General features: G+C 42.6%; 11 protein-coding genes and 1 pseudogene. 4 read left to right on the plus strand and 8 right to left on the minus strand.

All coding sequences use genetic code 11. The annotated features are described in order from the left end of the window. Window positions 1-7 precede the first annotated feature (7 nt). Window positions 8-625 (minus strand): hypothetical protein, encoded by a 618-nt coding sequence (locus IPM95_05815; protein ID MBK9328831.1) that lies wholly within the window; start codon window positions 623-625, stop codon window positions 8-10. A gap of 309 nt (window positions 626-934) precedes the next feature. Between IPM95_05815 and trpS the strand changes: the two genes are divergently transcribed. Together trpS and IPM95_05825 are read left to right on the plus strand one after the other, a co-directional pair. Then, window positions 935-1,939 carry a tryptophan--tRNA ligase gene (gene trpS / locus IPM95_05820; protein MBK9328832.1) on the plus strand — a complete coding sequence of 335 codons (1,005 nt, stop codon included), beginning with the start codon at window positions 935-937 and terminating at the stop codon, window positions 1,937-1,939. A gap of 140 nt (window positions 1,940-2,079) precedes the next feature. After that, window positions 2,080-2,718 (plus strand): deoxynucleoside kinase, encoded by a 639-nt coding sequence (locus IPM95_05825; GenBank protein ID MBK9328833.1) that lies wholly within the window; start codon window positions 2,080-2,082, stop codon window positions 2,716-2,718. A 76-nt stretch (window positions 2,719-2,794) separates the two neighbouring features. Here the strand turns inward: IPM95_05825 and IPM95_05830 are convergent, their stop codons facing one another. Then, window positions 2,795-3,916 carry a hypothetical protein gene (locus tag IPM95_05830; protein MBK9328834.1) on the minus strand — a complete coding sequence of 374 codons (1,122 nt, stop codon included), beginning with the start codon at window positions 3,914-3,916 and terminating at the stop codon, window positions 2,795-2,797. 352 nt (window positions 3,917-4,268) lie between these two features. Between IPM95_05830 and lepA the strand changes: the two are divergent. Then, window positions 4,269-6,061 (plus strand): annotated as a pseudogene (gene lepA, locus IPM95_05835) (elongation factor 4). A 159-nt stretch (window positions 6,062-6,220) separates the two neighbouring features. Here lepA and IPM95_05840 read toward each other — a convergent pair. From IPM95_05840 to IPM95_05850, 3 genes are all read right to left on the minus strand, one after another. Next, the gene (locus tag IPM95_05840; protein MBK9328835.1) at window positions 6,221-7,186 is read right to left on the minus strand and encodes an AAA family ATPase; all 966 of its coding nucleotides are present in this window, start codon (window positions 7,184-7,186) and stop codon (window positions 6,221-6,223) included. Window positions 7,187-7,192: 6 nt separating this feature from the next. After that, window positions 7,193-8,461, minus strand: a complete 1,269-nt coding sequence (locus IPM95_05845) for a peptidylprolyl isomerase (GenBank protein ID MBK9328836.1) — start codon at window positions 8,459-8,461, stop codon at window positions 7,193-7,195. Window positions 8,462-8,650: 189 nt separating this feature from the next. Further along, a complete protein-coding gene (locus IPM95_05850; GenBank protein MBK9328837.1) occupies window positions 8,651-10,579 on the minus strand; it encodes a peptidylprolyl isomerase in 1,929 nt (642 codons plus the stop codon). Between the two features lie 143 nt (window positions 10,580-10,722). Here IPM95_05850 and rlmD point away from each other — a divergent pair, with 143 nt between their 5' ends. Beyond that, window positions 10,723-12,132 (plus strand): 23S rRNA (uracil(1939)-C(5))-methyltransferase RlmD, encoded by a 1,410-nt coding sequence (rlmD, locus tag IPM95_05855; protein MBK9328838.1) that lies wholly within the window; start codon window positions 10,723-10,725, stop codon window positions 12,130-12,132. On the opposite strand, the gene IPM95_05860 is transcribed toward rlmD, so the two are convergent. The 3 genes from IPM95_05860 to IPM95_05870 form a co-directional block, all read right to left on the minus strand. Next, complete coding sequence (locus IPM95_05860) at window positions 12,096-14,564, minus strand: patatin-like phospholipase family protein (GenBank protein MBK9328839.1); 2,469 nt, start codon at window positions 14,562-14,564, stop codon at window positions 12,096-12,098. The two genes, rlmD and IPM95_05860, sit on opposite strands and share 37 nt — an antisense overlap. 67 nt (window positions 14,565-14,631) lie before the next feature. Next, entirely contained in the window at window positions 14,632-16,092 is a 1,461-nt protein-coding gene (locus IPM95_05865; protein MBK9328840.1) for a hypothetical protein, read from the minus strand. Window positions 16,093-16,208: 116 nt separating this feature from the next. Then, window positions 16,209-16,763: a ComF family protein gene (locus tag IPM95_05870; GenBank protein ID MBK9328841.1), complete on the minus strand. Its 555-nt coding sequence runs from the start codon at window positions 16,761-16,763 to the stop codon at window positions 16,209-16,211. Window positions 16,764-16,766: the final 3 nt, after the last annotated feature.

The raw sequence follows: 16,766 nt of genomic DNA on the forward strand, positions 1-16,766 counted from the left end.
ATAATTTTTACGGTTGTACTAATTTTCTGATATCTTCTAACTGCTTTTGTTTTTTAGCTGTATCGTAATCCGGGTTAGTCCTGTTTAGATTGATTTCAACCTGTAAATCATCCGCTTCCTGCTGCAGATACAGTCTTTTACTTTCAGAAATCCGCGGATGAGTGAAATCCTGAACAGGATGAATATCCTGTTTAACTTCTCTCTGTTTATAATTCACGGAGGCAGTCGGTTTCACCGTCTTTCGTTCGGAATTGGCTACAGTTGCCTGTTCTGGCAGTGTTTCTTTTAAATACCGGACACTATTATCTGTGAATGATTCCGTATTTGCAGTCTTGAGGTTTGGGGATTCGGATATCGCAGAATTATTTTTTAACGCGGACAGCGAATCCATGTTTTTTTTCTGGAGCGTATTTGAACTTCTGAATTCAACGGGTGGTTGGGGAATGTCTATTTTTGACGCCGCCGTTTCTGCCTTACTTTTCAAGACCGCAGTGTTGGCATTTTCTAAAATCACGGGAGCAGTTTCAGCCTTGGCTGTTTTAACCCTGTCCGACTGTGCATATGAAAATACCTGAACAAAAACAATAGATAGTATAAGAAATGCACTTTGTAAAATTCGACTCATCTGTTTTATTTTATGTAATTACCGACTAACCCCTGCAGACACGTAAAAATCAAATAAGATTGCAATGCATGGATACATTGAATATATTTCATATAAGTTGACTTAAATCAACTCCTTAATTGCTAATGTAAAAGTAAACAATTTCTTTTTCAATACCAATATACCCGTTAATTAATTGTTTTTAATTACGATTACAAATCACGTAAGGCAGAAAGTACTGCTTTTATTCATATTTTTGCCAAACGAAATGAGTTGGATAAAATTTAAGCAGTCAGCATTTTATTTAACATTTAATAAAATAAAAATCACATGAGAGAACGGGTCTTAAGCGGCGTAAGAAGTACAGGAAATCTGCATTTAGGCAATTATTTCGGTGCCGTGAAAAACTTTATCCAGATGCAGGAAAACTATGAATCCTATTTTTTCATAGCCAATCTGCATGCGCTGACCACCCACCCTGACCCGGAACTACTAAAAAAGTCCGTAAAGGCCACACTGGTGGAATATGTAGCCTGCGGACTAGATCCTGAAAAAAGCACCATCTATGTTCAAAGTGATGTTCCTGAGATTTCAGAATTATATACCCTGCTGAACATGCTTGCCTACAAGGGTGAATTGGAAAAATGCACCTCCTTTAAGGAAAAAATCAAAAAACACCATGAAAATATCAATGCCGGCTTATTGACATATCCGGTTCTGATGGCTTCCGATATTCTGATACACCGTGCACATAAAGTACCGGTAGGGAAAGACCAGGAACAGCACCTGGAAATGACACGAAATTTTGCCGTTCGTTTCAATCACCTCTACAATACGGATTTTTTTCCGGAGCCTCAGGCGTTTGACATGAGCGGTCAATTGGTGAAAGTTCCCGGACTGGACGGCAGCGGCAAGATGGGAAAAAGTGAGAGCGAGGGAAATGCCATTTTCCTGCGCGAAGAGCCTGAAGCCATTCGAAAAAAAGTGATGCGGGCTAAAACAGATTCAGGTCCGACAGAGCCCAACCAGGAGAAACCGGAAGAAATCAGAAACCTTTTTATGCTGATGGGCCTGGTATCCAAAAATGATACCGTTCAGTTTTTTGAAGATGCTTATAACAACTGTTCCGTCCGCTACGGCGATATGAAAAAACAACTGGCGGAAGACATTATCCTTTTCACCCTTCCTATGAAAGAAAAAATTACGGAACTGGAGAATAATCCTGCTTATATTCAGAGGATTGCTCAGGAGGGAGCGGAGAAAGCAAGAATCAGCGCCCGCAAAACACTGGATGGCGTGCAGGAAGTAATGGGGTTGAAAAGCATCTGGAAATAAACAAGGGGACTGATTTTATTTATATTCAGCCTTCAGCTCCTCCAATTATTTATCCACTTTTTCAAAAAAATCATCTGTGCTTGATTTTTCAATCAAAAAAAAAGTATAGATTAGTTGTCCTTATACAAAAAAATCAAATCGTGGCCAAACAAAAAAAACAACTCAAACATATTGCCGTTGCCGGAAATATCGGTTCCGGAAAAACAACCCTCACAGAGAAATTAGCGAAACATTACGGCTGGGAAGCGCGATTCGAAGATGTAGAAAACAATCCATATCTGAATGACTTCTATCAGGACATGCCACGCTGGTCATTCAACCTCCAGATTTATTTTTTAAACAGCCGTCTGCGCCAACTGGTCGAAATTCAGGAAGGTGATAAGATTGTCATTCAGGACAGAACGATCTATGAGGACGCGCATATCTTTGCTCCCAACCTCCACGAAATGGGACTGATGAGCAACCGTGATTTTGAAAATTATATCAGCTTCTTCAGAACCATCTGCAAACAGGTGCAACCACCGAATTTACTGGTGTACCTGAAAGCATCACTGGGCACACTGGTAGGGCAGATTGAACGCAGAGGCCGTGCCTATGAAGATAATATACGACTGGATTACTTAAAGCAGTTGAACCAATATTACGATAACTGGATTGACAATTACAAAGAAGGCCCGCTGCTCATTATCAATGTCGATGACCTGAATTATGCAGATAAAAAAGAAGATTTCGGGAAAGTAATTGAAAAAATTGACGCTGAATTATTCGGATTATTTTAGAATCATCCCGTTAGCATACAATTAAAGAAGAGGTGGTCAATTGACCACCTCTTCATGTTACGGGCTCTCTCTGTGTCTATTTTCCGGTGACGTAAGCATTTTCAAACCCCGGTGTGCTTTTTACCTGCGGCAATACCGCTTCTGCCGCTGTGTGACTGGCAAACCCGGTTATCCAAACCACATTGATATTTTTTTCATTCTTGTAACTGATGACCTTACCATATTTCATAAACTGGTCGAACATTTCCCACTTAGGAGCACCGAATGCACCTAACTGAATTGCCGTCGGGAACTTTTTCAGCATCTCCTCCCTGGTTTTATTTCCAAAAGTCTCCACAGCATTGTTTTTAGATGGCGCAACGACTGCACTTGTTACAGATGCATTATTCATCGTTGCAGCGGCGGATTTTGGAGCAGCCACAATTTCCACATTCGCTTTCTCCTGAACTGCGATTTGTTTATTCATGTCTTTTACCATTCCATTTCCGCTTCCTTCATTGTCTTGAACAGGCGCGGCCGTAGAGTTATCCCCTAATGCTCCAAAATCAGTGTTGGTAGCCGTTCCGGCTGGTATCGCTGTGGAATTATCCCCTATAGCTGCCAGGTCCTCTTTATTTTTTTGCAGATTGATGGGCAGTGATTCTTCTGTTTTTTTATCAGCAGCGCTCTCTTCCAAATCCACCACTTTCAATGTCTTTAAATCCAATTTTTTAATGATCCCACCGGATGAGTAGGTCAATGTATATTCATTCAGCAATCCCGGATTGGATTCATTCTTCGTAGTGTTACTGTTTTTGCCTAAATTTTTAGGTTTGCTCCATTTTCCGTTAGCATACTCTGCCGTATACAAATCCAGGCCGCCTATGCTGCCCGGAAAGGATGCCACGAAAAATATCTTTTTTGTATCGCCGTTATCGAGTATTGCCGGCTGTCCTGCCTTATAGGTGCCCAGCAAATTCTTATTGAGCGTATATGCCACCCATTTTTTATCTTTCCAAACAGCATGCAGCACCTCAAACATCAGGATTTCTTCTATGGATTTTACCTGTTCCGGCACTTTATAAGTCGGAATATCTTCGCTGTATAATTCAAATGTAATTTCCTGTAAGAAAGAGTATTCATTCATTAGTCTTGCAGCTGCTTTCGAACTGAAGCCGATGAGCATAAATGCAAAAGACAGGACAAGTATTTTTTTCATGATACGTTTTTAAAAATTACACTAACAAAAGTGACATTAAATCGCTCTATTAATACGCAAAGTTTTCCACAATATTGTATTAAAACAAGGTTCAACTTTTATGCCATTTGCAGACATATAAGGAAAGTATGAAATCTAAAACTATAAAAAATGTTATTTCAACTGATGTTGCATGGGAAACGAAAACAGACTTATTTGTCAGTTTCACAGTCTAGATTGGCAAAACCTGCACCCGCACCTGATTTCAGTATAAATTCTACAATATGCTCAATCAATTTCAACTCGCTTTTTAAATTCATTAACAAATCATTTAAAATTACAAGAATCCGTCGATTATCTGTATTTTTACAGCATGGAAAATATCAGAAATTTCTGTATTATCGCACATATTGATCACGGCAAAAGTACATTGGCTGACAGGCTGCTGGAAGTGACCAAAACGGTTTCTGAACGCGACTTACAGGCACAAACGTTAGACGATATGGATCTGGAGCGGGAACGAGGCATTACTATTAAAAGCCATGCCATCCAGATGGACTATACGCACACGGATGGAAAAAAATATGTACTCAATTTGATTGATACTCCCGGACACGTGGACTTTTCCTATGAAGTTTCCCGCTCGCTCGCTGCCTGTGAAGGGGCTTTGCTTTTGGTAGATGCCACTCAAGGCATACAGGCACAAACGATTTCAAATTTATACCTCGCCATCGAGAACGGACTGGAAATCATCCCCGTAATCAATAAAGTGGATATGGAAGGCGCCATGATAGAAGATGTATCCGACCAGATTGTAGACCTGATTGGCTGTAAAGCAGAGGTTATTATTCAGGCAAGCGGAAAAACAGGTATTGGTATCGATGATATCTTTGACGCGGTCATAAAACGTATTCCCGCTCCAATAGGCCATAAAGAAGAACCTTTACAGGCATTGGTGTTCGACTCGGTGTTTAATTCCTTCAGAGGAGTCATCGCCTATGTGAGAATCATGAACGGCAGGCTGAAAAAAGGTGATAAGGTAAAATTCATGGCCACGGGCAAGGAATATTTTGCGGATGAAGTGGGTGTGCTGAAAATGAATCTGGATCCGCGTTCAGAAATCGCAGCGGGTGATGTGGGTTATATCATTACCGGATTAAAAGTTTCCAAAGAAATAAAAGTGGGTGATACGCTTACGCTGGTTCAGAATCCATGCAAAGATATCATTAATGGATTTGAAGACGTGAAGCCGATGGTATTCGCCGGTATCTATCCTATCGACAACGATGATTTTGAAGAATTGAGGGATTCCCTCGAAAAATTGCAGCTCAATGATGCCTCTCTTGGTTGGGAGCCGGAAACGTCCCTGGCTTTGGGGTTTGGTTTTCGCTGCGGCTTCCTGGGGTTGCTGCATCTCGAGATTGTACAGGAACGATTGGAACGGGAGTATGATATGACCATTATCACTACGGTTCCCAACGTTACCTATTACGCGTATAAAAAAGACGGCATCAGGCTGGTGGTAAACAATCCATCTGACTTGCCCGAACCCACCATCCTGGATTATGTGGAAGAGCCGTACATCAAGGCACAGATCATCACCAAGCCTGAATATATAGGCGCTATCATGAAATTATGCATGGACAAACGCGCCATCCTGAAGAATCAGGTGTATCTGGCGGAAACCAAGATTGAACTGCAGTTTGAGATGCCATTGGCTGAAATCGTTTTTGATTTTTACGATCAGTTGAAATCCATATCCAAAGGCTATGCGAGTTTCGACTACCACATGGCGGATTTCGGGAAAGTGACCTGGTGCGTTTGGATATCAAATTGAACGGCGAAAATGTGGATGCCTTTTCCGCTCTGATACATCGCAGCAAAGCCTATTCATTCGGCAGCCGCCTGTGCGAAAAGCTGAAAGAACTGATACCGCGCCAGCAGTTTCTGATTGCCATTCAAGCCGCCATCGGTGCCAAGATCATAGCCAGAGAAACCATCTCCGCCATGCGTAAGGATGTAACCGCCAAATGTTACGGCGGCGATATTTCGCGTAAACGAAAACTTCTGGAAAAGCAGAAAAAAGGAAAGAAACGTATGCGTCAGGTAGGCAATGTGGAAGTCCCGCAGCAGGCATTTATGGCAGTGCTGAAACTGAATGATTAGCAACATGCATACTATAAAGCTCTTATTTATTTCTTCGTAAGTTAAGGCTAATGCAAGACACGAACCAGATGAGAGGAATGTTACAGGTTTTGTAAAAAATGTTGGCGAAGAAAAAACAGATGACTTTAAGTCTGGCCTGTCTCTCCGTACAAATTGAGTCTACAGTAATTCTACGATAATTTTCTCAACGCTGACACCTTCCGCTTCTGCTTTGAAGTTGCGTATGATACGGTGACGCAAAATCGGCAAGGCTACAGCCTGCACATCGTCGATATCCGGTGAGTATTTGCCATGAATGGCAGCATGGCCTTTGGCTGCCATCACCATCGCCTGCGAGGCTCTTGGCCCGGCTCCCCATGCTATGAATTCATTGACTATTTTGGCGGCATTCGGTGTATTAGGCCGGGTGGATGCTGCCAGTTTGACGGCATATTCCACCACATTATCCGCGATTGGCATGCGTCGAATCAGATGCTGGAAGGCGATGATTTCCCTGGAGCCTATCACTTTCTGAACACTTGCCGGATTATCGGTTGTCGTCGTTTTTACCACCTGCAATTCTTCTTCGTATGAAGGATAATCCAGCACGATATTGAACATAAAACGGTCTAACTGCGCTTCCGGCAGCGGATACGTTCCTTCCTGTTCTATCGGGTTTTGAGTGGCGAGCACAAAAAATGGCAAATCCAGTTTATGCTGCGCACCTGCAGCCGTTACCTGACGTTCCTGCATGGCTTCCAGTAAGGCGGATTGTGTTTTCGGAGGAGTACGGTTGATTTCATCCGCTAAAATGATATGGGCAAATATCGGGCCTCTGTTAAAATGAAATTGTCTGTTTTCATTCAGTACTTCCGCGCCGATGATATCCGAAGGCATCAGATCGGGTGTAAACTGGATACGCTTGAAATCTAGTTCCAGTGCATCTGAAACCGTTTTCACCAATAAGGTTTTTGCCAGGCCGGGTACACCCACCAATAAACTATGGCTGTCACAAAATATAGACAACAGCACATACTTCACCACTTCATCCTGCCCGATAATGACCTTGCGGATTTCAGTTCTCAACTGCCCGTAAGTAGATGCCAATTGCTGTATTCCTTCAATATCGTTATTAAACTGACTCATGGGTTATTATTTTTTTAAGACATACTGCAATGCATCACAGGTTGCATAGTCGTCCGTAATCATCAGATACGTTTTCTTCATGTTTTTAGCATACCAGCGCTGTAAGATTTGCTCTTCCTTATCCGACTTGGCAGCATTCTGCATCTTGTCGTAATCCACTTTTATATCGGCTACGTGGGCTTCCGTTTTGGACACCAGCTTCACGATACGGAATGCCGGAGTGCCGTCATCCGCCTGATACATAATAGGTTTCGTCACAGACCCGATGGACAGCGTATCTATCAACAGATATAATGAAGGATCCACCTTATTAACTTCCAGTATGGTTCCGCCTGACTCGTTATTCAATAAAAAGCCGCCCACATTTCTGGATTGTTCATCCTGAGAATACTCTTTTACCGCCTCTGTAAAGGTCAGTTTCCCGTCAATTATATCTGTGCGGACAGAATCCAGTTTTGACTGAGCGTATTCCGCATCTTTCGAAGTGGTCTGCGGCCTGACCAGAATATGCCGAACCTGTATCATATCCCCTCTTCGTTCTATCATCTGAATGATATGATAACCAAAAGGGGTTTGAACAACATCACTGGTTTCACCCGGTTTCAGTTTAAAAGCGGCGGCTTCGAAATCTTTCACATACATTCCCCTTGGCGCCCAGTCCAGTAACCCCCCTTCCTGTGCGGAAGATATATCTTCCGAATATAAACTGGCTAACAATTCAAAATTTTCTCCTTTATTAACCCGTTCCAGAATACCTGCCGCTTTATCTTTTGCCGACTGCTGCTGAAAATCAGATACCTTAGGCTTCATGACCACCTGCTGCAATTCAACGGTAGCATTGAAATAAGGCAGGCTGTCTTTGGCCAGATTGTCATAGAATGTTCTGATTTCAGAAGGCGTTACTTTAATATCCTGTAGGATTTTGTTACGCATACGGGCAGAAAGCATCTGCTCCCTGATATCCTCTCTGTAATCATCTTTGATTTGTTCTACTGTTTTGTGATAATATTCTTCAAATGCCTCCTGTGAACCTGCCACACTGATAAAATAATTTACCTTTCGGTTCAGTTCATCCTCCACTTCTTCATTTGCCAGCGGCAAACTGTCTTTTATAGCCTGAGTGGTCAGCATCTTGTTATAGATCAGCTGTTCCATCAGCCTGCATCTGTTTTCTTTTTCTTCAGCACCGCGCAAACTAAGCAAATCCAGCTGGTTTTCGATATCTGAACGGAGAATAATCTTGTCATCGACGATAGCATCAATTTTATCTAACAAAATAGTATTAGATCCGTAAACTGTAAGAAGGGTTAAAACTGCACTAAAAAATAAAATAAATTTACGCATGAAAAGAATTGAAGTGCAAATGTACGAAAATGATAGTTAGTTTGTCCGAAAATCCGCTCTTTTTACAGCATCTCCGTGAATGTTAAGTTTTTTTAACCTGAAACTTTCCAAAGCTGGTAATTATTTTCTTATCAATGATTCAAAAACCTCTTTATTGATGAGAACCGGATATTTTTTCCGAAGATTTTCCAGCCACTTTTTTTCCAGATATTCCTGATAGGCAGCTACCACGTACCCCCTGCATTCTTCAAAAGTCCGCGGCTTTTCCGGCTGCAGATTATATACCTGAGTGATGGCAAATTCATTGCCTTTCTGAAGGGGTTTGCTGAGTGATTCCGCACTGATATTAATGATTGTCTTACCGGATTCGGCCACTTCTGAATTTATCTTCGGGTTTTCAATACCCAGCGCTTTCATTTTGGTGGCCAGCATATCATCTGTAAGTCCGCGGTCCGACTGCAGAATTTTACTGACGGATTTAGCCTGCTGAGCATTATCAATAGTGACTGTCCTGACGGTTGCCCGTTTTCTTAAGGTAAAATCGGATTTATGTTCCTTAAAATAGGTTATCAGTCCCAGCGAATCTTCGGATGCCTTGTTCCATACATTCTTTTCGGATAAGGAAAAAATCATGATGCCGTTCTTATATTCTTCCATCAATGCCTTGTATTCCTTATTGTTTTCTTTTATGTCATTTTTATAATAATCGAGGATAAGGGTTTGTACCGTTTTGTGTATCAATGCATCATTCTTGTCCATCCCCTGCTTTGGAATAACCATGTAATATATTTCCTGTATTTTTTTACCGAAATCATTTTCTGTATATGTCCTGTCTCCTATTTTCATCAGTATGCCGGGGTTCAGTGTATCGATGTAGGCAAATGGAGACACCTGGGCAAAACGGGAAAGCCGCGTCTTAAAACCCGGATAGCTTTCTCCAAATTCCCTCACGTTGTATTTCTCCCTCAACTTACCGACAAACTTTTCCATTTCATACTGATACTGCGGAAGCGTGAGCAGTTTAGACTTGATTATTGGTGCAGATGCCTCCAGCGTCTGCGGCTTTGCCGTTTCCAAACGCTTTATGATATACCAGGCGGTACCGGTCTTAAACGGGGCAGCAATTTCACCATCTTTCAGTGCATAGGCCGTTTCTTCAAACACTTTGGCATATACGTTGATACCAAACCAATCCAGGGCTCCATTTGTATATTTGGTAGATTCATCTTCCGTATACTGCGCCACCATCTTTTCGAACGATTCTCCGTTTTTTAGTTTGGAATATACATAACGGATGGTATCTTCCTGTGCTTTCTTTTCAAGAACAGAAGTATCCTGTATCGGGAAGAAACGTTTGATGATAGCCACTTTCAGTCTGGGACGAGCAGGGCGGGTTTCATTCAATTTCAATATATGATACCCTACCCGTGTTTTTACTGGTGCGGAAACCTCACCAACTTTCATAGCATATACAGCCTCTTCCACTTCCGGCAGGGAAATCTGATAACTGTTAAACCATCCTATCTTACCGCCTTTTTCCGCAGATTGTTTATCCTGGGAAAACTTTACCGCTTCGTCAAAACTCAGTCCTTTCTTAATCTGGTTGTAAATATCCAGCACCTTCTCATATGCCGCATCCCAGTTGTTTTCAACAGGCTGTATGAATATATGGCTGATATTGACATCTGTTTTGGAGCGTTCGTATTCCTGCCTGATCAGCTTATCCATCATGTCTTTTTCGACATAGGATTCTACCAGTTGCTTTTCATACGTGCTTAATTCCTCTTTAAACCGTTCATTCGTATCCAGACCTTCCGCAACCGCCTCTTTCACCTTCAACCTGAAATTGACATAGAGGTTAAGGTAATCCTCCAATGACTTACGGCTATAATCCGCTTTATTGTTGAAATTATTTTTTTGATAGATGTACTCAAATTCCGAAGTGTTTACTTTCGTATCTGCAACTGTAAATAAGACCTTATCTTCAGCATGAATAACTGACATGCCGAAAAAAAGCGTGATGGAAAGTACATGTAGAAATTTAGGCATAAGGGTATCTGTTTTTACAAAAATATTCAATTTTATGGTTCTTTTATTGGAATGTCACTGAGTTGCCGGATTTATTTAATTATTTTTAACAAGAAATTTGTTTTACAGGGTATAATGAAAACTTTTTACGATAATTGCGCCCGATGAGAAAGAAAAAGAAAGCGGTTTATCCTATTTTGGAAAATATTGAAATCAGCGCCATAGCGGCTGAAGGAAAGGGATTAGCCCGTGTAGACAACTTTGTCGTCTTTGTTGAAAAAGCCATCCCGGGTGATGTGGTAGACGCAAAAATCATCCGGAAGAAAAAGGATTATGCGCTGACAGAGATATATGCGTTAAAAAAGCCATCCGACAAAAGAACAGAACCATTCTGTAGTCATTTCGGAACCTGTGGCGGCTGCAAATGGCAGCATGTGCTATATGCTTCTCAACTGGAATTTAAGGAACAACTCGTAAAGGAAGCATTTCGCAGAATCGGAAAAATGGAACTGGAAAGCAGTAATCCCATTCTGGGTTGTGAGGAAACAACCTATTACAGAAACAAATTAGAATTCACTTTCTCTGATAGAGTTTGGCTGACACGGGAGCAGATTGACAGCGGAGAGTTGTTTGACAGGAATGCATTAGGTTTTCATGCAGCCGGCAGCTTTTCCGCCGTGCTCCACATTACCGAATGCTACCTTCAGGATGAAAAAGTAAACAGCATCCGCAATGCCGTGTACCTGTTTGCAACGGAACATGCCTATTCATTTTACAATTTGAAATTTCATGAAGGATTGCTGCGCAACCTGATTTTCAGGAATACCACCACAGGCGAATGGATGGTAACGGTTTGTTTTGCGGAACCAAACGATGAAAAAATAACGGCGCTGATGGATTTACTGAAAACTAACTATCCTTTCATCACTTCGCTGAACTATATCGTCAACACCAAAAAAAACGACACCATCTACGACCAGGAAGTGATCAATTACTCCGGACGGGATTACATCCTTGAACAGCTCGGTAACATAAGTTATAAAATCAGCCCCAAATCTTTTTTCCAAACGAATAGCAAACAGGCCAAACACCTGTATGATATTGTGAAAAAAATGGGCGGTTTCTCAAAAGATGACCTGGTGTATGATTTATACTGCGGTACCGGCAGTATCGCCCTATACATCGCTGACATCTGCAGAAAGGTGGTGGGTATCGAACAAATCCCCGCAGCCATTGTAGATGCAACATTCAACGCCGTTTTAAATAATATTGACAATTCCGTTTTCCATGCCGGAACCTGTGAGGATATCTTAAAAGAAGACTTTATCGACGAATTCGGCATGCCGGATATCGTAGTGGTCGATCCGCCGCGCGCCGGACTGCACGAAAGGGTAGTGCAGGTATTACTTCAGGCTGCTCCAAAGAAAATAGTGTATGTAAGCTGCAACCCCGCCACACAGGCGCGAGATGTATTATTATTTTCCGAAAAATACAACGTCACGCAATGTCAGCCGGTTGACATGTTCCCGCATACGTTTCACATTGAGAATGTAGTATTGCTGGAGTTGAGATAAAACATTACCCCCCCCCCCCCCCCCCCCCCCCCCGGCGCGGGGGGGGGGGGGGGGGGGGGGGGGTCGGGGGCGGGGGGGGGGGGGGGGGGGGGGGGGGGGGGGGGGGGGGGGGGGGGGGGAAGGGGGGGGGGGGGGAGGGGGGGGGGGGGGGGCCGGGGGGGGGGGGGGGGGCCGCGCTTCATCAACTCCTTCAGTTTTTCCAGCATAAGCCGGTTATTTTCCTGTGTAAAAGCACCTCTGATATCCTGCTTTTCCGAAGCCGTTAAGTGCCAGCTCATGGCCGCCCTTTTGCGTTTCTTTGTCTGATCGTAATTAAAATTGAGCACACTGATGTCCGTCTTGCTGTCATTCTCCAGATATGCCAGGCTAACGTCGGAGTTGTAATCCTGCAGCAGAATGAAATTATTGAGGATGTTTCCTATCGGTGATAACAGTTCACTAATGTATGACTCCTTGTCATTCTCATTAAAATCCCGTTGTTTATTATCTACCCGGATAGATATAAAGATAGCGCCGCCCGTATTTTCATCTATCCAGTCTTTAAAAACACTGTAAAACCTGGTAGATACGGCAAATCCTGAATTTTCGCGAATGCCAGCATCCATTGCCTTGACAGCAGGAATGGTGGGCAGATATACTGCCGGCATAATGTAGGGATAAGTGGCGTTTATCCTCAGTGCGTCAATAAAATTTAAATTCTCTGCACCTTTTTGATTAAAGAAACGCATGTACTCCACGGCGTCGGTAGATAAGTTGTCCTGATATTCATTGGTTTCCTGAATATGTGGCTTAATCAGAAAAGATATAGGTTGTGGTGAAAAAAACAGAAAGCGCTGGTCATTGATAATGGTGGCACCTACAATCATCATCGGAATCTTCGATTGCTGTTCTGCACGTTTATAATCCGACATCAGTTTATCCATCATGTAATGCGTATTTTCATTCAACTGTTTATCAAACATGTACGCCCTGTCTTTTTTATATTCCAGTCCCCTATACTCATACTGCTGCCACGGGTAAAGGATATCGTTGGTGGCAATGGAAGTGGTGACGCCATTCAGCAAATCGCGGCCGATGTCATCGAGATAGGTTTTATGCAGATAATCTACCGCCTCATGTTTCTTCTGCCGCAGATACAATTCCCTGAAATACGCGGAACCGATTATGCCTCCGGAGGCACCGGTCATCAGGATGGTATGGTCAAAAAGCTTCTTGTCGAGTTCCTTTTCCAATTCCTGCAATACGTGAAATGTCCAGTAAGTAGCTTTCAGTCCGCCGCCAGAGGTGTTGATGAAAATTATTTTGGGTTTTTCTTCTCCGTATTTAGCGTAAATTTTCTTTTTCCAGTTTGCCAGGATTGTTTTGGTATAGGCAATATCATTATCGACCATTTGCCGGGTGACGGCATTGTTCACTTCTTCATTGTTATACACTAATTTTTCCGTAGTGTAATCCAAGCCGTACATCTTGTGTTTATAGACTACCAGATCATATTTGGTCAAAACATTCAGGATAATAATGCAAACAATAATGGCGGCAGTGCGCCATCCTCGAAACATAAAGGTGACAAATGACAACAACACGACAACAACAGAAAACACCAGAAAAATGGAAGCGCCGGCAGGTATTCTGAAATAGGGATACTCTATCAGCCTGCCGAATGCAACCAACGCGAGGATTGCCAGCATCTGAAACACAAACGCATTCCGATGGTGCAGCAGCAATATCCTGTCGACTAATTTATTATGGTAGAAATCCACTTTTCGGACAAGATGAACAGAAAAGGGAAACCGCAAGAATGTTTCCACCCGCCACTGCGTCGTTTCATTCTGATGTATTTTCAGTTTATCCAGTGATATTTTCTGAAACAGCAAACTAGCCTTCGCCTTGTCGGATAATTTCGCAATAAATGTTTCAATATCCTGATTAAAGAATATAAATGAAATACTGAACGATATGATCATCAACAAATTTCCCAATAACAATGCCAGTACATTTTGAACAATCACAGCTGTTGTAATCAACCCTTCCGTGTGCTGAAACTTTGCCAACTGTACAATATAGAGCACGGTAAAGGACAGTGGTATCAGGCTGTTATTGAAACAAAACTGTACAAACGGATTCACCAGAGAGGCTAAGAACTGAAAGCGGTAACTGTTGATGATATAAAACGACAGATTCCACGCCATGATAAATCCGCCCATCGCAAATCCGATAATCAAAAAACTGATAAAGTTGACTTCGCCCAGATATTCGGGATCTAAGAATAAAGAGGGAATGCCGTAACTGGTGCCGAAAAACTGAGAAACGGCGCTGAAAAGGACAATCCAGAAAATTAAAAACCCGGGATGTTTTTTAATCTGCAGCAGCAGCAGCTGAATGGGAAAGCTATAAAAGGTGTAACGTAAATATTTTAAGATCTTATCTGTCATATACGATGCTCTCATTTATAGAACAGGAAGGTAAAGAATATGTTGGATAAAAATGGGTTGTCGAACATTATTGAATCTCATAGGCTCCTACATCCGGCGGATTACCGCGGCTAAAACCTTCCAAATCCGTCAGCACCGAAGCGGGCATGCCGAAATTGCTTCCGGGTGACGTGTCTTTTAATTTGTAATTATTCCTTAAGAAATTTACAAATTTCGGGTCTTCCTTTTTACATACCACAAATACCGGCGGATTGAGCGTTTCTTTTGTCTTTAATATACTATGACTGAAGGTCAGGTCAATCCGTTTTGGATTTTGAACGGATCCCTCCGCAACAATCTCTTCATCCAGTGTTCCGTATAAGATACAATTTACAAATGCAGCCCTGGATGAATCCGCATGGATGGAAGGTTGTGCAATATCGTAGGTGAAAAAATTATTCATGTAGAATGCCGGATCCTGTGTATGGGAAACGTAAGCATTACCACGGGTATAGAACGTACAATGCGTAAACTCATAATCCCCGCCGAAATACAAACCTACCACATTCTTTCCGCAATTATATACCAACGTATTTTCTGCACGTACCTTTCCCATGAATCCAAAGATTCCGAAAAAAGCGTGGTTGTACAATATGGAATTCTTTACCGTCACCACCGGTGCAGAGCTCAGGTCCAGACTTTGGAGCTGTGCAATATTATCCGCTGCATTTTCAGAGGTTTTTATATTACCGACATTGAGTCCATATGCCGAATTGCGCATTTTCAGGTAGTTGAAATTTCCCGTGCTGTTGCGCAAAAAGAAAACCCCCGCATACTGTCCGGGAAAATCATCATAAGGCCTGTCGGCTACATCTTTGTCCAAACGCACCCCACGGAAAGTAACCATATTGGAAGTGTCAGTCCCATTGACATTTAACGCGCCTTCCACCAGCAGCGCAGCTCCGCCTCCGAAAAACACATTACACCCATTATTGATGGTCAGCGAAGCACCTGGTTTGATTTGCAGGTAATTCAAGATAACATACGGCAAATCATTATCCCACACGACATTCGTTTCGATGGAATCTCCGTTGAAAAAATGCGCATTCTGTCCGTATGCCTGCAATATCACCTGCTGCTGCTTATCCTCCACGGTAAACTGAACGGAGTCGAGTAAAATAAAAGGTAAACTGGCTGCATTAGGATCAATGGTCACTTCCACAAAAACATAAATGCTGTCTTTTGCCGGGATTTCCACATCGGTAAAAGAAGCGCCTGTATCGCCGTCCACATTGATTCTGTAAGATGTGGCGGTACCGCCACCGATTCGGATATTGGAAATCGTTACCGGATGTTTCTGGTTGTTTTTAACCGTAAAGAAACGGGTGGTGGAACCCAGGGTCGTGAATAAGGTATCAAACGTAAGGGTGTCCGTGGAAAACGACAGAACACCTGTCGTATTCAGATTGTCTTTTTTACAGGAGGAAAAGAAAGGGACAGAAGAACAAACCATTAGCAAAAGCAGGACGGGCAACCAGAGTTTTTTCATGCGTTTATTCTTATTTATTTTAAAGGTGTTTGTGAAATATCCATATCATCCTTCTCCAGCGTTGTTGTAGTGCTATTTGGATATTTCATCGGATAAAAATACATCTTTTTGTCGTATTATTTGAATCCGCAGGCTATGGTGGCAACACTTACCCTGCATCCCGAACAGTCTATCAATGTTTGCGCACAAGCTTCCAGCGTTGCGCCTGTGGTGAGTACATCATCTATCAGCAGCACATGCTTTCCTTTCAGCCTGTCCGGTTTCCGGACAGCAAACACCGCTCCTACATTTTCCCAGCGTTCGGTTCTGGATTTGCGGGTTTGCGATTCGGTATTCGTTTTCCTGAACAGGTTATTAGCAGACATCTCCAGTTGCAGCACCTCATTCATACCTTCCGCAAAAAGCGCGCTTTGGTTATACCCGCGGATATGCTGTTTCTGCGGATGCAGCGGCACCGGCACTATAGTGGTAACGTCGTGCAGGTATGGATTATTTTGCAGACGCTCGCCAAATATCCTGCCGATAAAGGAAGCCAGTTCCTTTTGTTCGTAATATTTGATGTTGTGCAGTATCTGCTGCACCATTTCCCCTTTGTGAAAAAACAATAATGACGTGGCGAATTCCAGCGGTATCCTTCCGTAAAAGATCTTCTCCACCGGATTATCCTTCATGGA

Source organism: Sphingobacteriales bacterium (assembly GCA_016719635.1).
GTDB lineage: Bacteria > Bacteroidota > Bacteroidia > Chitinophagales > JADIYW01 > JADJSS01.

What these genes read in the sequence shown, in the direction of transcription:
- IPM95_05815 (MBK9328831.1), bottom strand. Translation starts at nt 625, where the DNA reads ATGAGTCGAATTTTACAAAGTGCATTTCTTATACTATCTATTGTTTTT.
- trpS (MBK9328832.1), top strand. Translation starts at nt 935, where the DNA reads ATGAGAGAACGGGTCTTAAGCGGCGTAAGAAGTACAGGAAATCTGCAT.
- IPM95_05830 (MBK9328834.1), bottom strand. Translation starts at nt 3,916, where the DNA reads ATGAAAAAAATACTTGTCCTGTCTTTTGCATTTATGCTCATCGGCTTC.
- IPM95_05840 (MBK9328835.1), bottom strand. Translation starts at nt 7,186, where the DNA reads ATGAGTCAGTTTAATAACGATATTGAAGGAATACAGCAATTGGCATCT.
- IPM95_05850 (MBK9328837.1), bottom strand. Translation starts at nt 10,579, where the DNA reads ATGCCTAAATTTCTACATGTACTTTCCATCACGCTTTTTTTCGGCATG.
- rlmD (MBK9328838.1), top strand. Translation starts at nt 10,723, where the DNA reads ATGAGAAAGAAAAAGAAAGCGGTTTATCCTATTTTGGAAAATATTGAA.
- IPM95_05860 (MBK9328839.1), bottom strand. Translation starts at nt 14,564, where the DNA reads ATGACAGATAAGATCTTAAAATATTTACGTTACACCTTTTATAGCTTT.
- IPM95_05865 (MBK9328840.1), bottom strand. Translation starts at nt 16,092, where the DNA reads ATGAAAAAACTCTGGTTGCCCGTCCTGCTTTTGCTAATGGTTTGTTCT.
- IPM95_05870 (MBK9328841.1), bottom strand. Translation starts at nt 16,763, where the DNA reads ATGAAGGATAATCCGGTGGAGAAGATCTTTTACGGAAGGATACCGCTG.